22 protein-coding genes are annotated in these 19,358 nt (G+C 56.3%); 17 read left to right on the top strand and 5 right to left on the bottom strand.

Annotated features, from left to right (window positions below; all coding sequences use genetic code 11):
- Positions 1–33 precede the first annotated feature (33 nt).
- Positions 34–441, bottom strand: a complete 408-nt coding sequence (gene cadR, locus CFI10_RS14635) for a Cd(II)/Pb(II)-responsive transcriptional regulator (protein ID WP_126039544.1) — start codon at positions 439–441, stop codon at positions 34–36.
- Between the two features lie 182 nt (positions 442–623).
- Here cadR and tnpA point away from each other — a divergent pair, with 182 nt between their 5' ends.
- The 11 genes from tnpA (at position 624) to CFI10_RS14580 (ending at position 8,208) form a co-directional block, all read left to right on the top strand.
- A complete protein-coding gene (tnpA, locus tag CFI10_RS14630; protein ID WP_206834810.1) occupies positions 624–941 on the top strand; it encodes an IS66 family insertion sequence element accessory protein TnpA in 318 nt (105 codons plus the stop codon).
- Between the two features lie 32 nt (positions 942–973).
- On the top strand, positions 974–1,309 hold the full coding sequence (gene tnpB, locus CFI10_RS14625) for an IS66 family insertion sequence element accessory protein TnpB (protein WP_206834807.1): 336 nt from the start codon (positions 974–976) through the stop codon (positions 1,307–1,309).
- Positions 1,310–1,355: 46 nt separating this feature from the next.
- Complete coding sequence (gene tnpC / locus CFI10_RS14620) at positions 1,356–2,978, top strand: IS66 family transposase (RefSeq protein ID WP_206834804.1); 1,623 nt, start codon at positions 1,356–1,358, stop codon at positions 2,976–2,978.
- A 35-nt stretch (positions 2,979–3,013) separates the two neighbouring features.
- Positions 3,014–3,910, top strand: coding sequence for a cation efflux transmembrane domain-containing protein (locus CFI10_RS14615; protein WP_004364974.1), 897 nt, complete (start codon positions 3,014–3,016; stop codon positions 3,908–3,910).
- A gap of 3 nt (positions 3,911–3,913) precedes the next feature.
- Positions 3,914–4,426, top strand: a complete 513-nt coding sequence (gene lspA / locus CFI10_RS14610; protein ID WP_003821921.1) for a signal peptidase II — start codon at positions 3,914–3,916, stop codon at positions 4,424–4,426.
- A 21-nt stretch (positions 4,427–4,447) separates the two neighbouring features.
- Positions 4,448–5,620, top strand: a complete 1,173-nt coding sequence (locus tag CFI10_RS14605) for a transposase (protein ID WP_206835674.1) — start codon at positions 4,448–4,450, stop codon at positions 5,618–5,620.
- Positions 5,621–5,833: 213 nt separating this feature from the next.
- Positions 5,834–6,004, top strand: a complete 171-nt coding sequence (locus CFI10_RS14600; protein ID WP_341868537.1) for a DUF2933 domain-containing protein — start codon at positions 5,834–5,836, stop codon at positions 6,002–6,004.
- Positions 6,005–6,106: 102 nt separating this feature from the next.
- Positions 6,107–6,580, top strand: coding sequence for a hypothetical protein (locus tag CFI10_RS14595; RefSeq protein ID WP_206835671.1), 474 nt, complete (start codon positions 6,107–6,109; stop codon positions 6,578–6,580).
- Between the two features lie 98 nt (positions 6,581–6,678).
- Positions 6,679–7,089, top strand: coding sequence for a c-type cytochrome (locus CFI10_RS14590; RefSeq protein ID WP_206835668.1), 411 nt, complete (start codon positions 6,679–6,681; stop codon positions 7,087–7,089).
- A 67-nt stretch (positions 7,090–7,156) separates the two neighbouring features.
- Positions 7,157–7,855 (top strand): hypothetical protein, encoded by a 699-nt coding sequence (locus CFI10_RS14585; protein WP_206835666.1) that lies wholly within the window; start codon positions 7,157–7,159, stop codon positions 7,853–7,855.
- A gap of 74 nt (positions 7,856–7,929) precedes the next feature.
- A complete protein-coding gene (locus CFI10_RS14580) occupies positions 7,930–8,208 on the top strand; it encodes a hypothetical protein (RefSeq protein WP_206835664.1) in 279 nt (92 codons plus the stop codon).
- A gap of 234 nt (positions 8,209–8,442) precedes the next feature.
- Here CFI10_RS14580 and CFI10_RS14575 read toward each other — a convergent pair whose 3' ends face one another.
- The 3 genes from CFI10_RS14575 to CFI10_RS14565 all read right to left on the bottom strand — a co-directional run bounded on the left by CFI10_RS14575 (position 8,443) and on the right by CFI10_RS14565 (position 11,458).
- Positions 8,443–9,174: a copper resistance protein B gene (locus CFI10_RS14575; RefSeq protein WP_206835662.1), complete on the bottom strand. Its 732-nt coding sequence runs from the start codon at positions 9,172–9,174 to the stop codon at positions 8,443–8,445.
- 12 nt (positions 9,175–9,186) lie between these two features.
- Positions 9,187–10,845 (bottom strand): copper resistance system multicopper oxidase, encoded by a 1,659-nt coding sequence (locus CFI10_RS14570; protein ID WP_242530006.1) that lies wholly within the window; start codon positions 10,843–10,845, stop codon positions 9,187–9,189.
- A gap of 61 nt (positions 10,846–10,906) precedes the next feature.
- Positions 10,907–11,458: a cupredoxin domain-containing protein gene (locus CFI10_RS14565; protein ID WP_206835660.1), complete on the bottom strand. Its 552-nt coding sequence runs from the start codon at positions 11,456–11,458 to the stop codon at positions 10,907–10,909.
- Between the two features lie 312 nt (positions 11,459–11,770).
- On the opposite strand from CFI10_RS14565, the gene CFI10_RS14560 reads away from it, so the two are divergent.
- Genes CFI10_RS14560 through CFI10_RS14550 form a run of 3 tightly spaced genes read left to right on the top strand, consistent with a single transcriptional unit; the run spans position 11,771 to position 14,808 of the window.
- A complete protein-coding gene (locus tag CFI10_RS14560) occupies positions 11,771–14,071 on the top strand; it encodes a heavy metal translocating P-type ATPase (RefSeq protein ID WP_206835658.1) in 2,301 nt (766 codons plus the stop codon).
- Between the two features lie 15 nt (positions 14,072–14,086).
- Entirely contained in the window at positions 14,087–14,440 is a 354-nt protein-coding gene (locus CFI10_RS14555; protein ID WP_206835655.1) for a cupredoxin domain-containing protein, read from the top strand.
- A gap of 14 nt (positions 14,441–14,454) precedes the next feature.
- Positions 14,455–14,808, top strand: a complete 354-nt coding sequence (locus CFI10_RS14550) for a cation transporter (RefSeq protein WP_206835653.1) — start codon at positions 14,455–14,457, stop codon at positions 14,806–14,808.
- 254 nt (positions 14,809–15,062) lie between these two features.
- Here CFI10_RS14550 and CFI10_RS14545 read toward each other — a convergent pair whose 3' ends face one another.
- The gene (locus CFI10_RS14545; RefSeq protein WP_242530005.1) at positions 15,063–15,692 is read right to left on the bottom strand and encodes a tyrosine-type recombinase/integrase; all 630 of its coding nucleotides are present in this window, start codon (positions 15,690–15,692) and stop codon (positions 15,063–15,065) included.
- A 462-nt stretch (positions 15,693–16,154) separates the two neighbouring features.
- Between CFI10_RS14545 and CFI10_RS14540 the strand changes: the two genes are divergently transcribed.
- From CFI10_RS14540 to CFI10_RS14530, 3 genes are read left to right on the top strand one after another with little or no spacing between them, the layout of a single operon-like run.
- The gene (locus CFI10_RS14540; protein ID WP_206835651.1) at positions 16,155–18,242 is read left to right on the top strand and encodes a TIR domain-containing protein; all 2,088 of its coding nucleotides are present in this window, start codon (positions 16,155–16,157) and stop codon (positions 18,240–18,242) included.
- 5 nt (positions 18,243–18,247) lie between these two features.
- Complete coding sequence (locus CFI10_RS14535) at positions 18,248–18,730, top strand: TIR domain-containing protein (RefSeq protein ID WP_206835649.1); 483 nt, start codon at positions 18,248–18,250, stop codon at positions 18,728–18,730.
- The gene (locus tag CFI10_RS14530) at positions 18,730–19,350 is read left to right on the top strand and encodes an Nmad2 family putative nucleotide modification protein (RefSeq protein ID WP_206835646.1); all 621 of its coding nucleotides are present in this window, start codon (positions 18,730–18,732) and stop codon (positions 19,348–19,350) included. Before CFI10_RS14535 ends, CFI10_RS14530 begins: the two co-directional genes overlap by 1 nt.
- The last annotated feature ends 8 nt before the right edge of the window (positions 19,351–19,358 follow it).

Genomic DNA, 19,358 nt, shown 5'->3' with positions numbered 1-19,358 from the left:
GCATCTCATCGGATTATCTGGTTGATGCTTCACCTACTGCTGGTGCATGTTTCCTTCGCTAATTCCAGCAAGAACCCCACACGCCTCAACTTCCCGGTCATCGTTGCAACTCGCTCTCAGTGAAACGAGTTGTTTCTCAAGCGCTTGCAGAGCGGTTATCTGCGACCGCACATGAGAGATGTGATCATCGAGCAAGGCGTTGACGGCGGTACAAGGCTGATGAGGGTCGTCCTGATAGCTCTGTAGTTCGTGAATCTCAGCCAGTGACAGGCCCAGGATTCTACAGCGACGGATGAAGGACAGCCCCTCACCATGCTTCTCGGTATAGACACGGTAACCGTTGTCCTGCCGATCAGGCGGCGGCAACAAGCCCTGCTGTTCATAGAAGCGGATCGTCTGTGTTTCGACCCCTACCAACTGCGCCAACTGACCAATGCGCATCAGCCTCCTCCCCAACGGATTCTTTACTCTATTGACCTTATAGTAGCTTTATAGTTTTAAATGGTACCACAACATTGTTCAAGTGGAGTCGTATCATGGTATCCGCCCATAAATCAGCCCCTTTTTTCCAGCCACTAACCGCCGCACACTGATTCCATCGTCACCTACGCGAGGAATCCAGCATGAACTCAGCCGAGCGCACTTACCACTGGCAACAGCACATTGAACACTGGCGTGATACTGGGCTATCCGGCGCTGCCTTCTGCAAACAGCAATCGCTGTCCTATCACCAGTTTGTCTATTGGCGCCGCAAGCTCGAAGGTACAGATGATGCGACCGATACCGAGCGCTCACCAACACCCGGCTTTGCTCGCGTCACCCAGGTGGCCGCTTCACCGCTATCGGATGATCTGACCCTGAGGCTTCCGGGTGGCATGGCCATTACAGGCCTGCATGCCGGTAATGTTGACCTGCTCGGTGCAATCCTGAGGCAGCTCTGATGAAGCCACGGTATCTGCGTCCCTCTCGGTCCATGCCCGAGATCTATCTGTACCGTGAGCCCATTGATTTTCGCAAGCAAGCCAATGGCCTGGCGGTGCTGATTGAGCAGGAGTTAGGGCGTAGCCCCTTCACTGGTGCCCTGTATGCGTTCACCAACCGGCAGCGTAACAAGATCAAGTGCCTGATGTGGGAAGACAACGGTTTTATCCTCTATTACAAGGCGCTGGCCGAAGAGAAATTCAAGTGGCCCAGCCCGGCTGATGAGCTGATGCCGCTGACCGGCGAGCAGATCAACTGGTTGCTCGATGGTTATGACATCAGTCTGCTGCAAGGCCATAAAACCGTACATTATGAGGCCGTTGGATAGCGGGTTTTGGGTGCTTCAACTGGCTGTTTTTGATATAATTTTGCCCATGAAAACACAGCCCGAAACCACCTCAAAGATGCCTGAACTCAGCGGTTTATCGACCGCTGACTTGCTGTCGATGGTGGCTGGTCTACAGCAGCAACTCCAACATCAAGAGCAGCATATCCAGAAGCGCGAGCAATACATCCTGCTGCTGGAAGAGATGCTGCGCTTGCAGCGCATCCAGCGGTTCGCGGCCAGCAGTGAAAAAACGGTCCACCAGATCCACCTCTTCGATGAGTCCGAGCTGGAAGCCGAGATCGATCAGCTGCGGGATCAGCTCCCGGATGATATTGAAGTTGCTGAAGACGATACTCCTGCTGCCGCGTCTACACCCAAACGCCGTCAGCGTGGCTTCTCTGATAATCTGCTGCGTGAGCGCATCGAGCTGTGCCTCAGCGATGAGGAAAAAGCTGGGGCAGTGAAAACCTTCTTCACCAAGGTCAAGGAAGAGCTGGAATACATCCCGGCTCAGCTCAAAGTGCTGGAATACTGGCAGGAAAAAGCGGTGTTCGAGCAGGACGGTGATGAGCGTATCCTGGCCGCGGCTCGCCCGACACACCCGCTGGGCAAATGCATCGCTACTCCGGCCCTGCTGGCTTACCTGATCACCTCCAAATATGCCGATGGCTTGCCGCTCTACCGTCAGGAGCAGATGTTCAAGCGTCTGGGCCATGAGCTGAGTCGCACCAGCATGGCCCACTGGATCATCCGTCTGGATGAGGTGTTCAAACCGCTGATCAACCTGATGCGGGAAGCGCAGAACAGTGCGGCCTACCTGCAGGCCGACGAAACCCGCATCCAGGTACTCAAAGAGGATGGCAAAGCTGCCCAATCCGATAAATGGATGTGGGTGACCCGAGGCGGACCGCCGGGCCAACCGTCCGTCCTGTTCGCCTATGATCCCTCCCGAAGTGGAGCGGTGCCCGTGCGCCTGCTCGATGACTTCAAGGGTGTGCTGCAGGCGGATGGTTACTCCGGTTATGAACCGATCTGTTCAGCCAATAAGCTGACCCGCATTGGCTGCTGGGATCACGCCCGCCGCAAGTTCATCGAAGCGACCAAAGCGGCCAAGCCGGCGGGTAAAGGCAAACAGGCCAAGCTGTCCAAAGCGGATGTGGCACTCAGTCACATCAACAAACTGTATGCCATCGAACGTCAGATCAAGGACCTGAGCATTGCCGAACGCTATCAGATCCGTCAGGCATCGAGCCTGCCTCGACTGGAAGCGTTCAAGGCCTGGCTGGACGCCAACGTGGGTCGCGTGATGAAAGGCGGGTTAACTCGCAAAGCTATGGAATACACCCTGAACCAGTGGCCCACCCTGATCGGCTACTGTGAGCGGGGTGACCTGCACATCAGCAACGTGCTGGCCGAGAATGCCATCCGTCCGTTCGCCGTGGGTCGCAAGGCCTGGTTGTTCGCGGATACCCCGCAGGGCGCTCACGCCAGCGCCACCTGCTACTCCCTGATCGAAACGGCCAAAGCCAACGACCTGGAACCCTCGGCGTACATCCGGCATGTGCTGGAGCGTATCGCCAACGCCGACACACTGGAAAAGCTGGAGCGACTGCTGCCCTGGAATGTTGAACTGGAGCGGACTTCAAAAAAAGTGGCGCAGTACAGTTAAGGGCAAGTGGGTCGTTTTAACGGCGTGTACGTATCATGAGCAAATCCTGTGGTGGCGCCTGTGGCGGTGATGCAACGTCCGCAGCGGATACCGATATACAGGCCTCCTCCGAGGCGCCAGGGAGATGGGTCAGTGTTTATGCCGTGCCGAAGATGGACTGTCCATCAGAAGAACGAATGATTCGCCTAGCCCTGAACGGCTTTGAGGAGATTCGGGCGCTGTCCTTCGACTTGTCGAACCGCCGGCTGAAGGTCGTGCATGACGGCGAGGTCGAGCCCGTCACCTCGAAACTGAAGACCTTGGGGCTAGGCGCCTCGCTTCAGGAAACCGTCGCTGCAAATCCGGAGACCATCAAGGCCGCCGAGTTTTCGGCAGCTTCTGCTAAGCAAGAATCCGGGACCCTGCGCTGGTTGCTCGGCATCAATGCACTTCTGTTCGTGGTGGAAATGACTGCCGGTCTGATCGCCCGGTCCACCGGCCTGATTGGAGAATCCCTGGACAATTTTGCCGATGCGGCGGTGTACGGGCTTGCCCTTTATGCGGTTGGACATAGCGTGAAAATGCAGGTACGTGCCGCGCATCTTGCTGGTGTACTGCAACTGATCTTGGCTGTGGGCGTGCTCGTAGAGGTGGTGAGACGCTTTGTATTCGGTAGTGAGCCTGAATCGCTGGTGATGATGGCTATCGCATTCGTCGCATTGATTGCCAATACCAGTTGTCTGCTGCTCATATCCAAACATCGGGAAGGCGGGGCGCACATGAAGGCAAGCTGGATATTCTCGGCCAACGACGTGGTGATCAACCTGGGGGTCATCACCGCCGGCGCCCTGGTCGCGTGGACCGGTTCCAATTATCCGGATCTGATTATCGGCACCATCGCGGGGGGCATTGTACTTAACGGTGCCAGACGCATTTTGGCGTTGAAGGGTTAAATAATGCTCATTATTGGCAAAAAGCTCTCGCCGTATGCCCTATTGTCCATATCGGGCCTGCTGGCAGCGTCTGATCAGGCTGTAAAGTGGCTGGTGCAGCAATCAATGGCCTATGGCGAGTATGTTTCGGTGACCCCGTTCTTTAACTGGGTGCACCTATGGAACACCGGTGCCGCATTCAGTCTTTTTGCGAATGGTGGAGGCTGGCAGCGCTACTTTTTTATCGGAATCGCGGTAGTGGTCTCGATTTTTCTGATCAAGCTGATCCTTGAAAATCGTCATAAAGGAGAAGCCATCGCTTACAGTCTTATCCTCGGTGGCGCCATGGGCAACCTGATTGACCGGGTCTTTCGCGGCTATGTTGTGGATTCCTTTGATTTCTATTGGCGAGACTGGCATTGGCCGGCCTTCAACCTGGCTGATATTGCAATTGTCCTCGGTGCCTTACTTTTCGTTTCCAGCAGCTTGTTGGGTAAAAAAGCAAACACCAATGCCGAGTCGGATGGATCTGACTGACACCTACGCCTATACAACACCATGACCGAACTTCCCGACAACATCCTTCACCTGCCGCAATACCAAGTACTGGGCTGCAAATCAACCGACGACGAAATGCACTTCCAGGTGGACGTGCCCGATCCCATCGCCTGCGAGGAATGCGGCGTGCAGGGTGAGTTCGTACGGTTCGGCAAGCGTGACGTTCCCTATCGTGATCTGCCCATCCACGGCAAGCGGGTCACTCTCTGGGTGGTCCGCCGCCGATACACCTGCCGGGCCTGCAAGACAACATTCAGGCCCCAGCTACCGGAGATGGTGGACGGATTCCGTATGACACTGCGGCTGCATGAGTACGTGGAGAAGGAATCCTTCAACCACCCCTACACCTTTGTGGCGGCACAGACCGGCCTGGACGAGAAGACGGTGCGCGACATCTTCAACGCCCGCGCCGAGTTCCTGGGGCGCTGGCACCGCTTCGAGACGCCCCGCATCCTGGGCATTGACGAGCTATACCTGAACAAGCGCTACCGCTGCATTCTGACCAACATTGAGGAGCGAACCCTGCTCGACCTGCTGGCCACCCGCCGCCAGGACGTGGTCGATAAGTTCCATGTGGTGCGCATGGCCAACGATGCCCTAGAGAGAGTGCGCAAGGGCCTCAGAAAGGAGCTGAAACCGTCCCAGAGCCGGACTCTCAAGGGAGACCGGAAAATCCTGCTGAAACGCGCTCACGAAGTCTCAGACCGGGAGCGCCTCATCATGGAGACCTGGACAGGCGCGTTCCCGCAACTGCTGGCCGCCTACGAGCACAAGGAGCGCTTCTACGGCATCTGGGACGCCACCACACGGCTCCAGGCAGAAGCCGCCCTGGACGAGTGGATAGCCACCATCCCGAAGGGCCAAAAGGAAGTCTGGAGCGATCTGGTCAGGGCAGTGGGAAACTGGCGCGAAGAGACCATGACCTACTTCGAGACGGACATGCCCGTCACCAACGCTTACACGGAGTCCATCAACCGACTGGCCAAGGACAAGAACCGTGAAGGGCGCGGTTACTCCTTCGAGGTGATGCGGGCACGAATGCTCTACACCACGAAGCACAAGAAGAAGGCACCGACTGCGAAGGTCTCTCCTTTCTACAAGAAAACCATCGGTTACGGACTGCCGGACTTCGCAGAGGAACTCAACTACGGAGTCGATCTATCAACCATCTGAGGGTGGTATCAGATTGATGGGGTGAAGGTGCCCCATCAACCATTAAATCCGTATACCCATTACAAAAATGTAATGCTCAGGTAAGTACCGTGTCGAGTTTGACCTGCCATACTGCTAATTGAAGCTGAAATCTGGTCCATTACTGGAGCTTGGGCACCATTCAGGTCGAAGGTTATACGATGGATAAGCGGTAAGGGGCTGATAGCGCCAAAAGTGATTGCCATTTTGAGCTGTTTCCTGGTGACGGAAGGTCTGGCGCATCTTGTTGCCTGGTTGCCCTGTCTGATTCTTTTGCTCTGTCCATTAAGGCACCTGTTTATGCACCATGGGCATGGTCTTCTTTTCGTTTTTAGCTCTACCAAACCGAGGGCTGGGTTTGATTAAACCGACCCAGCGCTTGGCAGTCAGCACCCCAGCACAGTGAATGATCCCGGCTGCGTTGGGTTTAGCCAATAAAAGACAATTAGAGCAACTGGAGTGAACACTATGAAAACACCGACGCTAATTCTGACGCTGGCGCTGTCGATTGCCAGCCCTCTTGGTTGGGCCCAGCAGGAGCATCATCAGGATGCGAGTGCCCAAAATGGAGCGCCAGCGGCGATGGCCGGTGCAACAATTCAGTCGTCGATGCCGGGCGGCGGCATGGGTATGATGGGTGGTCAGGACGGTATGCTGCCGATGATGCAGCGCATGCGGGAGATGCAGTCCGGTATGGATCGGATCATGGACACTGACGACCCTGAAAAACGAATGGAACTGATGCAAGCGCACCGTCAGCAGTTGCAGGAAACAATGGGCATGATGGGAGAAATGCAGCAGGGCGGGGGTATGGGAACGATGAAAAGCATGGGCATGATGGGCGGCCAGATGAATTGCATGGGTATGATGGAAGCCTATCGTCAGATGGATAAACGCCTGGATCTGATACAGCAACTGCTTGAGCAACGGTTGGATAAGTAGCGGGCTTGTAATGACAGGGTTCGTTTGAGCTGGGCAGAGACGTATGGAAGGGCGTCTGCCCCAGTAAAGAAGGTTTGCCAAGAGGAACACCCATGTTGATGAGTAGACTAATGAAATTCTGCACCAGCCTACTGGTGCTCGTGATGCTTTCGCCTAATGTAGTACTGGCGGACCATCGCAAGGGGCATGTCGATGTCACCGTGCCTGCACTCAGCAAGATGGGCGCGACCGGTCAGCGCGCGTTCAATGAAACCTGCGCCAAATGTCACGGCGAGAACGGTACTGGCACGATGAAGGGACCTCCATTGGTTCACCCGATCTATAACCCGGGGCATCATAACGATAAATCGATCTACAACGCGATGCGCAATGGTGTACGCCAGCATCATTGGCCCTACGGCGATATGCCGAAGCAAACGAGCGTCGGCTTCATGGAGTCCACCGCTATCGTGAAATTTATCCGCGAAATGCAGGAAGCTAACGGCATCGTTTACCAGCAGCACCGCTGATGGTCGGTGTATGAGCGGTTGCTCGCCGGATCGTCAGTTGCCGCAACCACGGCAGATCATCCCTGCGATGAGTACGCCACTGGCCTCCATATTCGGCAGTGGGTTTCTCGTTATCGTACCTGTGCTGGCCAGCGGCGTGGGGCCCTATGCCATACTGGCGATGTTGGCGATCTCCGTGGTCGCGCTCCAGACCGGCGCCATCGTGCGCCACAATATCCTCTGCGCCGAACCGGTGCTGGCCGCGGGAAACAAGCGGCTGACAGTCATGCTCGAGCGCGGCTCCGACATTGCGCTGGTGTTGGCCTATATCGTGTCGGTGTGTCTGTACCTCCATATCCTCAGTGCATTCGTGCTTGGAAGCCTGAACCTGGATAGCGAGTTCAACAAGAGCCTGTTGACCTCTATTGTGGCGATCCTGATCACCCTGATCGGTATGTTAGGCGGTCTTGCACCGCTAGGGCGGCTGGAGCAGTTTGCACTTTATATGACACTTGCTGTGGTATTGCTGCTGGTCCTGGGCTTTGCGCGGCATGATGCCGAGCTCTATATCGAACTGGATTATCTACCCTTGCTGGAGATGCCCGAGCGCTATTTCTGGGAGGTCTTAACCATAGTGTCCGGCACGTTGATCGTGGTACAGGGGTTTGCAACCCCACGCTATCTGGGGGCCGTTTCGATATATGGACTCGTATCCGGGCGTCTCGCTGGTCGCAATACAGCGCGTTGTCTGTGTATATCGTTTTCGTTGTTGTTACCCTTCCGCTAGTGCCGGTGTTGAACGGACAGTACGAAGACAACAGCTTGATCAGCCTCGCAGTCACTGTCTCTACCCTGTTATCGATGCCTCTGATCCTAGCGGCGCTATCCCAATTTTCGGCGGCAGTAGCCGATACGCTGGCGGCAGTGTCGAACCTTGAGGAGGTGAGCCACAGGCGATTCAAGCCAGGATGGGGTTATCTACTGGTTGGTGCTGCTACAACGGTGTTGGCCTGGACCGGTTCGACCTTTACCGTCATTGCCCTGGCGTCCAGAGCCTTTGCGTTGTATTACCTGCTGCAATGCCTGGTTGCGTTCAATGTTTGTCGGAACAGTCGAGAACGAGTGCGTTTTTCATGGTGAGCCTGGCGCTGGGCTTCATACTGCTATTTGCGGTACCTGCAGACTAGGGACAAACCGGCTTGTCATTTTGCTCCGTCGGAATTATCGCGGCAAACGGAAAATATCAGGTAACCGCTGTACTCGTCGTTATGTTAGGGGGGATTGGTTGGGTACCACGTGTGAAGCTCGGAGAGTGTTTAGGAAGGAGCGTCAGAGAAGGGGAATAACTGTGTCTGACGCCCCGCCACCTTCACATCAGAACCAGGCGCTGATACCCAGCACGAATGCGGTTGACTCGATATCCTCACCTTCATTGCGAGCATAATCGGCGGTGTTGCCGAACTTCCGTTCCCACTGAACGCCGAGATAGGGGGTGAACTTGCGATTCAGCTCGTAGCGCAGCCGCAGTCCCAACTCGGCCGAACTCAAGCCTGTACCGATACCGATCTTCTCGTCGTCGCTGAAGGCGACGTTGATCTCGGCCGCCGGCTGCAGGATCAGCCGTTGGGTCAGCAGCAGGTCATATTCTGCCTCAAGCCGGGCCGACGTATCGCCTTCATCGCTCAGGAACAGGTTGGCATCAACCTCGAAGAAATAGGGCGCAAGTCCCTGCACTCCGGCAACCGCATAGGTTCGGGAGGGTCCCGGCTGATTGTCGTAACGGATGCCGAACTGGGCGTCGAAAAAGTCTGAAATCAGTCGTTGATAGAGCAGCTGATACTCGGCGCTTTCGGTGGGGCCACCTTTGGCGCGCTCGCCGTTGGTCTTGAACGCCAGCCCCTGATAATCGTTGCGAACGTTGACCTGACCTTCCCAGAAGGCCAATTTATCGTTGTTGTCCAGTTCGCGCAGCTCGAAGCGATCCAGCATGACCTTGGTCATGAATGCGTCGTCAGCACTGGCGGCGTTAGCGGTTGCAGTGAGCCCAAGCGCCAGTACCGTCAACGCAACTCCCACGGGCGCCCGATAAGTCATCTTAAAAGTCATCTCTTTTGCTCCTTACAGTGCGGCAGACTGAGCGACTGGCGGTTCCACTATTACCTTGCGGAACATACCCGACGCCATGTGGTACATCAGGTGGCAATGGAATGCCCACTCGCCGAGAGCATCGACTGGCACATCCACCGTCAGTGTGGTGTTCGGTGCGACATTAACGACATGCTTCAGCGGATTGAACCGGCCGTTGCCCTTGTCGAGCTGCATCCACATGCCGTGTAGGTGCATCGGGTGGTTCATCATGGTGTCGTTGACGAATTTTATCCGTACCCGTTCGCCGTAGGTCAGCCGTATTGGCTCGGCTTCAGAGTACTTGGTGCCGTTAATCGACCAGAAATAGCGTTCCATGTTGCCGGTCAGGCGCAGCTCGATCTCGCGGTCCGGCGCGCGGTAGTCGACGTAGGGAGTCATCGCCTTGAGATCGCCATAGACCAGGAACTTGCCGCCATCGGCGGCGGAGGGGGTCAGGCCGCTACCCGGTGCATAGTCATTGTTCGGCGCGACAGCTGTCATCTGTGAGTGATCCATGCCCGCCATATTGGAATGATCCATATCCCTCATATTGCCTTTATCCATGTCCGGCATACTGGAATGATCCATCTCTCCCATGCCTGCCATGCTCATATCGGCCATCGTCAGCAGCGGGCGCTCCCGCAGCTTGGGAATCTCGCCGGCCAACCCTTCGCGCGGGGCCAGAGTGCCGCGGGCAAATCCCGAGCGGTCGATCGACTCGGCCAGAATCGAATAGGCGTGTTCTTCCTTCGGCTGTATGATCACATCGTAGGTTTCGGCGACCGCCATGCGAAATTCGTCCACAGTCACCGGCTGCACGTTGTTACCATCGGCTTGTACCACTGTCATCTTCAAACCGGGGATGCGGATATCGAAGTAGCTCATCGCCGAGCCGTTGATAAAACGAAGTCGCACTCGCTCACCCGGCTGGAACAGACCGGTCCAGTTGTCATCGGTCGACTTGCCGTTGACCAGGAAGCTGTAACCGGACACGTCGCTAATGTCAGTGGGCATCATGCGCATGCCGCCCCAGGCCAGACGTTCCTTCAGGGCCGTGCCGAAGCCCTTGGCTTTCGCATCCTCGATAAAGCTGCCGACCGTCTGCTGGTTGTAGTTGTAATAGTCACTCTGGCCCTTGAGGTTGGAAAAAATCTGGTTGCCGGTTTCAGCCGACCAATCCGACAGCATCACCACATATTCCCGGTCGAATTTGAACGGCTCGCGGTTTGCCGGTTCGATGACGATCGGTCCGTAGATACCTTCCTGCTCCTGAAAACCGGAGTGACTGTGGTACCAGTAGGTGCCAGCCTGCTTGATCGGGAAACGGTAGGTGTAGGTTTCACCCGGCTTTATGCCGTCGAAACTGATACCCGGTACGCCATCTTCTGTGTAGGGCAACAGCAGGCCGTGCCAGTGGATAGAGCTGTCGACATCAAGCTTGTTGGTTACGTTGATTGTAACCTCTTCACCCTCTTGGAAGTGCAGCGTGGGGCCAGGGATGCCGCCGTTGATGGTCATTGCGGTTTTGGCCTTGCCGTCAATCGTCATCGGTTGATGATCGATTGTCAGGTTGTAAGTGCCGGCCAGGGCACCGAGCGGCATAAGCGCCGCGAGGGCGATCAGCCCTCTAGCCGTATTACTGAGTCGCATAGGGTTCTCCTTGAACTGCAACTACCCCGGCATATTAATACCGGGCTGAAAAAGAGGGGCTTCAAGCTTCGTGCTTGAATTCGCCGACCATTCCAGCCTGGTAATGGCCCGGCATATTGCAGGCAAACTCCAGTTCGGCATCACCCGAGAAGGTCCAGGTCAACTCTCTGGTCTCACCGGGGTTGACCAGTATGCTGTTCGGATCATTGTGCGCCATGCCCTCCATTTCGGGCATTGAGCCGTGGTCCATCCCAGCCATATCATGGTTCATGCCGGTCACTGTCAGCATGCCGTGCTGCATCATCTTGAGCATTTCGGTCTGATGTCCTTCGTGCATATGCGACGTGCCTATATTGAACTCATGCAACAGGCCACCCTCGTTTTTCAGCACAAAACGGATAGTCTCGCCGGCTTGTACGGTGATCGTCTCGGTGTCGAAATAGTTGTCTTTCAGGGTTATCTCGACGGTGCGGGTGGTCTTGGTTGCAATACCGGCCTGACCGATATTCGGTTCTTTAGCTGCATGGCTGATTTCATGAGTCGCATTGGCAACTGCAAAAGCGGGAATTGTGGACAGACACAGGGCCAGCACGGTTGGTTTGATGATAGTCATCGCTACTTCCTCTGATAAACATGTAGCGCCCAGTATATTGATGTCACTTATCGCTATGCTGACGTCAAGATGATATTTCCGTAAGGTTCCCGATCGAGAACTTTTCACCTGGCCTTTGGGGTTCAGTCACGTTCTGGCAGGTCCGCTTTTGAGTAGCAGATCGAGGTACAGAATGACGGGGTGATCATCTAGCGGTGCTATTGATGAACCTTGCTTACGAAAATGTAATCTGGTGGTAAGTTTCATGTCGCTGAATATCACCCATACTGTACTTGGGGAAATAGCGGTATTTCCACAATGGAGTAATAAGACATGCATGAAGCGAAACAGCACACAGAGCATTGCCATCATGAGGCGGCTGGATCTGCAGCGGGTCATGACAGTAGTCCGCACGAACTGCTGATCGAAGGTGCCGGGTGCGCTAGTTGTGTCGGCAAGATTGAGGCGGCACTGCAGAAGGTACCGGGTGTGAACAGTGCCGAGATGAACTTTGCCCAGCGCAGCGTCAGCGTCGTTGGCGATGTGTCCGATCAGGCGTTGATCGCGGCGGTGGAAGCGGCCGGCTATGGCGCCAGGGTGGCGCAGAGCGAGTCGGCAGAAGAACTGCTCAGCGAGAAGGAGCAGGCAGACCAGGCGTACTACAAGCGCCTGATCCGCGAGATGGTGATCGCCCTGGGTTTGGGCGTGCCGTTGATGATTTACGGCCTGTTCATTGGCGAGATGACGGTTGTAACGACCGGAGAGCGCATCGGCTGGTTGCTGGTGGGGCTGGCGACGCTGGCGGTGATGCTGTTTTCCGGTCGACATTTCTATGTCGGTGCCTGGAAGTCGTTTCGTAATCACAGTGCCAACATGGATACCCTGATCGCGCTGGGTACCGGAACGGCCTGGCTGTATTCAATGGTGGTGGTGTTCTTCCCGCAGTTGGTGCCCGAGATGGCACGGCATGTCTATTTCGAAGCCACCGCGATGATCATCGGTCTGATTGACATGGGGCTGGCACTGGAGATTCGTGCCCGCGGCCGCACCTCGGAAGCGATCAAGCGCCTGATCGGGCTCCAGGCCAAGACGGCCAGAGTGCTGCGCGACGGTCAGGAGATCGACATCCCGATTGAGCAGGTTCAGCAAGACGACCAGGTCAGGGTCAGGCCCGGTGAAAAGATTCCCGTCGATGGCGTAGTGCTGGACGGACATTCGTCGGTAGACGAGTCCATGCTGACCGGTGAGCCGATGCCGGTGGAAAAGGCAGCGGATGACGAGGTAGTTGGCGGTACCCTCAACAAGTCGGGATCGCTGCTGTTCCGCGCCACCCGCGTCGGCAAGGATACCGCGCTCGCCAGGATCATTTCGATGGTCAAGCAGGCGCAGAACTCCAAGCCGCCCATCGGGCGACTGGCCGATGTGATTTCCGGCTACTTCGTGCCGACGATCATGATCCTTGCCGTGATCAGTGCCTTGGCCTGGCTCAATTTCGGCCCTGAGCCGGCGGTTGCCTTCGCCATCGTGTCGGCGACCACCGTATTGATCATCGCCTGTCCCTGCGCACTGGGGCTGGCGACGCCGATGTCGGTCATGGTCGGTGTGGGCAAGGCGGCGGAAGCCGGGGTACTGATTCGCAACGGCCAGGCGCTGCAGACGGCGTCGAAGATTACCGCGATGATTCTGGACAAGACCGGCACCATCACCGAGGGCACACCGAAAGTGACCGAGGTGATCCCCTTCGAGGGGGCTGAAGAAGCGGAGGTGCTGCGGCTGGCGGCAACGCTGGAGCAGGGTTCCGAGCATCCGCTGGCACAGGCGATTGTTGAGTCGGCACTGGAGCGGGAGGTCAAGCCGGGTCGTGTCGAAGGGTTCAACGCCATTGCCGGTCACGGTGTGGAAGGTCAGGTCGATGGTCAGATGCTGCTGTTCGGCAATGAAAAGCTGATGCGTGACCGGGGTATATCCATTGAGGCGCACCTTGAGCAGGCTCAGCAGCTGGCAGCGCAGGCGCGCACGCCGATGTACTTGGCGGTGGATAACCGGCTGCTGGCGCTGATCGCCGTGGCTGACCCGATCAAACAGGATTCGGTCGCCGCCATCAGGCGGTTGCAGAAGGACGGTATCCGTGTGGTCATGCTTACCGGCGACAACCGGGATACGGCCAGGGCTGTGGCCGAGCAGGTCGGCATCGACGAGTTCTTTGCCGAGGTACTGCCGGAGGACAAGTCCGGCAAGGTTGCCGAATTGCAGCAGCGGGGCGAGATCGTGGGCATGACCGGTGACGGCATCAATGATGCGCCGGCGCTTGCGCTGGCGGATGTAGGCTTTGCCATCGGTACCGGGACCGATGTGGCGATCGAGAGTGCCGATGTCACCCTGATGCGTGGATCGCTGCACGGCCTGGCCGACGCCATTGCGGTCAGTCGGGCAACGCTGCGCAATATCCGCCAGAATCTGTTCGGCGCATTTATCTACAACGTGGCCGGTGTGCCGGTGGCGGCGGGTCTGCTGTACCCCTTCGTCGGCGTGCTGCTGAGCCCGGTCATTGCCGGTGCGGCCATGGCGTTCTCGTCCTTGACGGTGGTGACCAATGCCAACCGTTTGCGCCTGTTCAAGCCACAGGAACACTGACAGGGAGGTAATATCATGATGGTGATTAATCTGTTTGGGCTGCTGTTGATTGCGCTGATCGTCTGGTGGTTCTGGCTGTACCGGGAGCCGGCCACGGCGCTGGCCGCCGGCGAGATTACGATTGAAGTACAGGACGGCGTTTACGCGCCCGCGCATATCCGCATTCAGGCGGGGCAGCGCGCCCAGCTCAATTTTCTGCGTAAGGATCCCTCACCTTGCGCCAGTGTGGTGGTGTTCAAGGACTTTGGCATCAGTGAGGAGCTGCCGCTGAACAAGACCCGGACGGTGGCATTGCCACCGCTGCAACCGGGCCGCTATCCCTTTACCTGCCAGATGCAGATGTACAGGGGTGAAGTGATTGTGGAGTAACGGAGGTAAGACAAATGAGTGATCTTGACCATAAGCCCGGGGTGAAGGAAGTGAACCTGGTCAGTCACCGGCTCAAGCTGGCCGATGTCAGTGGACAGGCCGCGACGACCCTGGTCGACGAGATTGACCAGCTGTTCGGCATGGACCAGGTGAGCTATGACGCCAGGACATCCAGCCTGTCTTTCGCCTACGATGCGACGCACTGCAGCCTGGACAAGGTGGAAGAGGTCATCCGGCAGCAGGGGGCCAGGCTTGATAATGGCTGGTGGAACCGGATGAAGCGCAGTTACTATCGCTTTGTCGACCAGAACATTAAGGACAACGAGGCCCACGAACCGCACTGTTGCAACAAGGCTCCGCGCAGGTAGACCAGCGATGGGCTGGTGCGTAGGCATGTTTGAAGAGTGAAGCGCCGACTTCTGCCGGTGACGCGGAGCCATGTGCCATCTGGTGATGTTAGTACCAGCCTTCGCTGGTACTAACACCGCGTCATACATCAGGTTTGGTATTCACATGGTAGGTTTTTCCTATTCTCCCACTTTTAAACAGCCACGCTCTCAAATAATATCTATCACAGTCAAAGGTTTGCTTTTGGCCAGCGCATGCCGGCCCTTTTAGCCCCTTAAACATCAGTTTGTTCGGCCAATACGAGGGCGTCATCCAACTCCACTCCCAAATAGCGGACAGTGCTATCCAGCTTCGAATGACCGAGTAGTAGCTGGACTGCTCTCAGGTCATGCGTACGTCTGTATATTAGAGTCGGCTTGGTCCTTCTCATTGTGTGTGTCCCATAGTCACAGACATCCAGACCAACACTTGTAACCCACTGATCAACTATCCGGGCATATTGCCGTGTAGTGATAGGATGGTTGGAAACGACCCTGCTGGGGAACAGAAAGTCATTGCTAGTTAGCCGTTTGTAGCTGATCCAATCACGTAGAGACTTTCGGGTCTCCTCCGTGATTTCGAACTGTACTGGCTTACCAGTTTTCTGTTGGATGATGATGGCTCTACTCTGGATCGTTGTACCGTGGCTGATATCTTTTACTTTGAGGTTCATCAAGTCACAGCCGCGCAGCTTACTATCGATCGCGAGGTTAAACATCGCCAGGTCACGAGTTTTGCCGGCAAGTTCAAGACGAATGCGAATGCCCCAAATCTCTTTAAGTTTCAGAGGGCGCTTTTGGCCTAACAGTTTACCCTTGTTCCAGGGTGGGTTCAGATGCTCTGCATCAATACCGTTTTCGCTCATTGTTCTATCCTCTTCAGCTAGGGAGGATAAGTATTGATCAGGCCGTAGGGCTCCGCCGAAGCGCACAAAGCGGACATTTGCAGGAATCAGCCGATCGATCCATGCACCACTTGGCCTGTGGACAAGCGGATCTGAGTTTCTGTGATTCATGCAGTGTATTGAAGGCTACATGCTCACCGCGCTCGCTTTGTCGCGTACCTGTGCTCATTTGCGACTGGTAACAGGCTAAAAAATCGTTCACTATCAGAGCACTATGGACTGGCCGTTGCAGGATACTGCGCACGGCGAAGCTGCAAAACGCGCATGCTCGTTTTCACCGGAAGAGAATGACTGTGGTATCTCGATTTATCTTTTCTCTTCAAATGGTTAGGACGGCTCTCCTAGTTTTTGGGTGGGAGCAAAAACGCGCATGCGCAGCATTAAATTGTTGCGCAACATACTACTACCCATGGGATGCATTGAGTGTCGATTAAGCGCGAAGAGAGGTTCGAGATGAGCGGATTGAGTCAGCGTTTTCCATTGCTTGTCCAATTTGAGTTTCACCCAGACTCCAAAGACGCAGCTGCAGCAGCCGAGTACTTGCACGAGGTGCTCAATGCTGATCCAGCAGTGCCAGGGCTTCAGGTCCCTACGACTTTCACACCCGACGATGGCACGGGCGAGCCGCCAAAACCGGCTGTTTCGACCGAGGCTGATCGAGTGCTCGTGGTTTTGCTGGCTGATGACCATCTGGCGGTTGCTGCACCTAAGCCGACGAAGAGTGGGATGACCTGGGGTGAATACGCAACTCAGCTTCGCTCACTCACTGAATCCGCTGGTCACCGTTTCATGCCAGTACAGCTAACGGAGAACGCGTGGCCTATCGATAGACGGCTCGACGACACAAACTTCCTGCGGGCCTGGGCGATCGATGGAGTTGAAGAGCGACACAAATTCATCGCGCGACGTCTGGTTCATCTTTTGATTCGGCGGCTACGGCCTCGGCCTGACAATGACGACGCCCCGCCGGCCACCATCTTCCTCAGCCACACGAAGATGGATCTCGACCACGAACCACGGGTTGTAAAGACGCTCCTCTCACATCTGACAGCTAGCCAGCCGGAGAAGATGTGGTTCGACAGCGGTGATATCTCGACAGGCTCCCGGTTTGCGCATGAGATTGAGCAGGGCGTTAAAGACTCAGCCCTCTTGGCGATCGTAACCGATTCGTACTCGTCGCGTTCTTGGTGCCGCAAGGAGGTACTCCTCGCAAAGCACTATCAACGGCCGGTTGTCATTGTTGACGCAGTCCAGGAGAGGGAGACGCGCCGCTTTCCGTACTCGGGTAACACACCAGTTATCCGTTGGAAGCCGAACGACGCTCAAGGTGTTGTAGACCTACTCTTTCGAGAGGTGCTCCGGCACGCCTACGCTGAAGAGAGCCTCAAACAGAGAAAACATGAGAGCGATCTGATCCTTCCAGCCGGCCCCGAACTGGTGACGATCGTCCATCATTGCAGGGTGGCGGATCAGCCGGTCATCCTGTACCCAGATCCTCCTCTCGGCCCCGAAGAGCTTGAGGTGCTTGAGCGCACAGGGGTACGCGTCGAAACTCCCCTGCAGCGCCACGCGCTTAAGCATGATCTTCGCAGTCGCCACCTCACGGTAGCGCTGTCGGTTTCAGGTGCCGAGGATCTAGGTCGCTATGGACTCCGAGCTGCCCACTTGGACTCTATTCTCCTCGATCTTTCTCGTTACCTCCTCATAGCTGGAGTGCGGCTGGCCTATGGGGGGCACCTCGGCTCCGACGGCTACACGCTACGGCTGGCTGACCTAGCAAGTGATCCGATCGTGGAGCAGCTGCGGGGTACACCGAGAACAGATCAAGGTATGCCCGAGCTCGTCACGTACCTCCCGTGGCCAATGTTAGCCTCGATTCGTGATGAAGCTCGCCTAGGCCCTCTTGTCGAGATGCGACGATGCGATCGGCCTTCCGACATCAACGAGGCGATTGACCCGTCCTTTGTTGCTGTTCCTGACGTCGAGATTCCATCGGACACGGCACTTCACCGGTTCGCCTGGTCGAGAGGGCTGACCTCGATGCGCGAGCGCCAGACGAATGAGCTCAATGCGCGTGTCGTCGTTGGAGGGAAGCTAGGACGTCCTGACACTCCCTACATGGGGCACATGCCGGGGGTTCTTGAAGAAGCACTCCTTGGAATTCGCGCCCAGCGCCCCGTCTACCTCGTGGGTGCCTTCGGAGGTTGTGCTCGACTCGTGCTCGACGCCCTTGAGGGAATAGAACGCATAGAGCTGACTTCAGAGTACCACCAGGCACTGCCACATGCGCCCGAGCTGAAGCAGCTTTACGCGGATCGCAGTGTGAAGTGGGAAGAGTTCGAGAGCATAGCGGCTGAGCTGAAGGCATGTGGCATCTCGGGGCTCAAGAATGGGCTCTCCGTTGAGGAAAACCGTGAGCTGGCCACATCGCGATCTGCTGAGCGCATTGTCGAGCTGATCCTTCACGGACTGCAGCAATGCAGTTCGCCAGCAGCTGACGGCACGGAGTAAAGAGTATGGGAGACACGAAGAATATCTTTATTTCTCACGTCCATGAAGACGACAGCATGTTGCCAAAACTGAAGGGGCTTATCTCTAAAGCCGGAATGACGGTACGAGACGGCTCGATCAATAGTGATAAGCCGAACAACGCGAACAACACTGACTATATCAAGGCGAAATACCTCAAGCCACGTATTGACTGGGCGAGTACTTTGGTTGTCCTCATCACGCACGGTACTGCGCAGAGCGAGTGGGTAAACTGGGAGATTCAGTACGCTATTGAACAGGGTAAGCATGTCGTTGGCGTGTTCGCGCAAGGTGCAACGGACGCCGACTTGCCCGATGCCCTCCGAACTCACGGCGACGCTGCTGTCGTGGGGTGGCAGGGCGAGCGTGTCGTCGACGCGATCAACGGCAAAATCAGCAGCTTCGACGACCCATCGACGGGGGGACCTCAATCTTCCCCGGACTACATCATCCAGAGGTATAACTGCTGATGAAACTTTATTCTTACGTTGTTGCGCGTGATTTCGGCTTTGCTCCGAATCCATTCTTCGGATTCTGTACTCTGGCTACTTGCAAGCCGAGGATCCGCTCGAGCGCGTCTGTCGGTGATTGGGTCGTCGGGACTGGAGCTAAGGGTGGGTACGACTACCAGGGGCGTCTCATCTACGCCATGCAGGTGAGCGAAACCCTGGGTTTCGACGACTATTGGAGCGACCCACGGTTCAACCTGAAACGACCGAACCTGAAGGGCAGCCTGAAGGCCATGTACGGTGACAACATTTACCGTCGTGATGGTAGTCAGTGGGTGCAAGCCGACTCGCATCACAGCTTGCCCGACGGACGTTTGAACACCGCCAACCTCGAATGGGACACGGGGATTGATCGCGTGCTTATAGCCACGAGATTCGTTTACTGGGGGCGTTCGGCGCCAATAATCCCGGATCAATTCCGCTCGTTCGGCAATGACGAGGACGACATCTGTTCTGGCAGAGGGCACCGCGTGTTCGAGGATGACCTACCGGCCGCCTTCGTGGGCTGGCTTGAAAGTGAAGGCAAATGGGGTGTACAGGGTGATCCCCTGGAGTTTGCAAATCACGAACGATGCATCTAGGAGCGTGC

The organism is Marinobacterium iners (genome assembly GCF_017310015.1).
Lineage (GTDB): Bacteria > Pseudomonadota > Gammaproteobacteria > Pseudomonadales > Balneatricaceae > Marinobacterium > Marinobacterium iners.
Note: the sequence above shows the minus strand (reverse complement) of the source record. Positions and strands in the feature narration are given on the sequence as shown.

What these genes read in the sequence shown, in the direction of transcription:
- cadR (WP_126039544.1), bottom strand. Translation starts at nt 441, where the DNA reads ATGCGCATTGGTCAGTTGGCGCAGTTGGTAGGGGTCGAAACACAGACG.
- tnpA (WP_206834810.1), top strand. Translation starts at nt 624, where the DNA reads ATGAACTCAGCCGAGCGCACTTACCACTGGCAACAGCACATTGAACAC.
- tnpB (WP_206834807.1), top strand. Translation starts at nt 974, where the DNA reads ATGCCCGAGATCTATCTGTACCGTGAGCCCATTGATTTTCGCAAGCAA.
- tnpC (WP_206834804.1), top strand. Translation starts at nt 1,356, where the DNA reads ATGAAAACACAGCCCGAAACCACCTCAAAGATGCCTGAACTCAGCGGT.
- CFI10_RS14615 (WP_004364974.1), top strand. Translation starts at nt 3,014, where the DNA reads ATGAGCAAATCCTGTGGTGGCGCCTGTGGCGGTGATGCAACGTCCGCA.
- lspA (WP_003821921.1), top strand. Translation starts at nt 3,914, where the DNA reads ATGCTCATTATTGGCAAAAAGCTCTCGCCGTATGCCCTATTGTCCATA.
- CFI10_RS14605 (WP_206835674.1), top strand. Translation starts at nt 4,448, where the DNA reads ATGACCGAACTTCCCGACAACATCCTTCACCTGCCGCAATACCAAGTA.
- CFI10_RS14595 (WP_206835671.1), top strand. Translation starts at nt 6,107, where the DNA reads ATGAAAACACCGACGCTAATTCTGACGCTGGCGCTGTCGATTGCCAGC.
- CFI10_RS14590 (WP_206835668.1), top strand. Translation starts at nt 6,679, where the DNA reads ATGAGTAGACTAATGAAATTCTGCACCAGCCTACTGGTGCTCGTGATG.
- CFI10_RS14585 (WP_206835666.1), top strand. Translation starts at nt 7,157, where the DNA reads ATGAGTACGCCACTGGCCTCCATATTCGGCAGTGGGTTTCTCGTTATC.
- CFI10_RS14580 (WP_206835664.1), top strand. Translation starts at nt 7,930, where the DNA reads ATGCCTCTGATCCTAGCGGCGCTATCCCAATTTTCGGCGGCAGTAGCC.
- CFI10_RS14575 (WP_206835662.1), bottom strand. Translation starts at nt 9,174, where the DNA reads ATGACTTTTAAGATGACTTATCGGGCGCCCGTGGGAGTTGCGTTGACG.
- CFI10_RS14570 (WP_242530006.1), bottom strand. Translation starts at nt 10,845, where the DNA reads ATGCGACTCAGTAATACGGCTAGAGGGCTGATCGCCCTCGCGGCGCTT.
- CFI10_RS14565 (WP_206835660.1), bottom strand. Translation starts at nt 11,458, where the DNA reads ATGACTATCATCAAACCAACCGTGCTGGCCCTGTGTCTGTCCACAATT.
- CFI10_RS14560 (WP_206835658.1), top strand. Translation starts at nt 11,771, where the DNA reads ATGCATGAAGCGAAACAGCACACAGAGCATTGCCATCATGAGGCGGCT.
- CFI10_RS14555 (WP_206835655.1), top strand. Translation starts at nt 14,087, where the DNA reads ATGATGGTGATTAATCTGTTTGGGCTGCTGTTGATTGCGCTGATCGTC.
- CFI10_RS14550 (WP_206835653.1), top strand. Translation starts at nt 14,455, where the DNA reads ATGAGTGATCTTGACCATAAGCCCGGGGTGAAGGAAGTGAACCTGGTC.
- CFI10_RS14545 (WP_242530005.1), bottom strand. Translation starts at nt 15,692, where the DNA reads ATGAGCGAAAACGGTATTGATGCAGAGCATCTGAACCCACCCTGGAAC.
- CFI10_RS14535 (WP_206835649.1), top strand. Translation starts at nt 18,248, where the DNA reads ATGGGAGACACGAAGAATATCTTTATTTCTCACGTCCATGAAGACGAC.
- CFI10_RS14530 (WP_206835646.1), top strand. Translation starts at nt 18,730, where the DNA reads ATGAAACTTTATTCTTACGTTGTTGCGCGTGATTTCGGCTTTGCTCCG.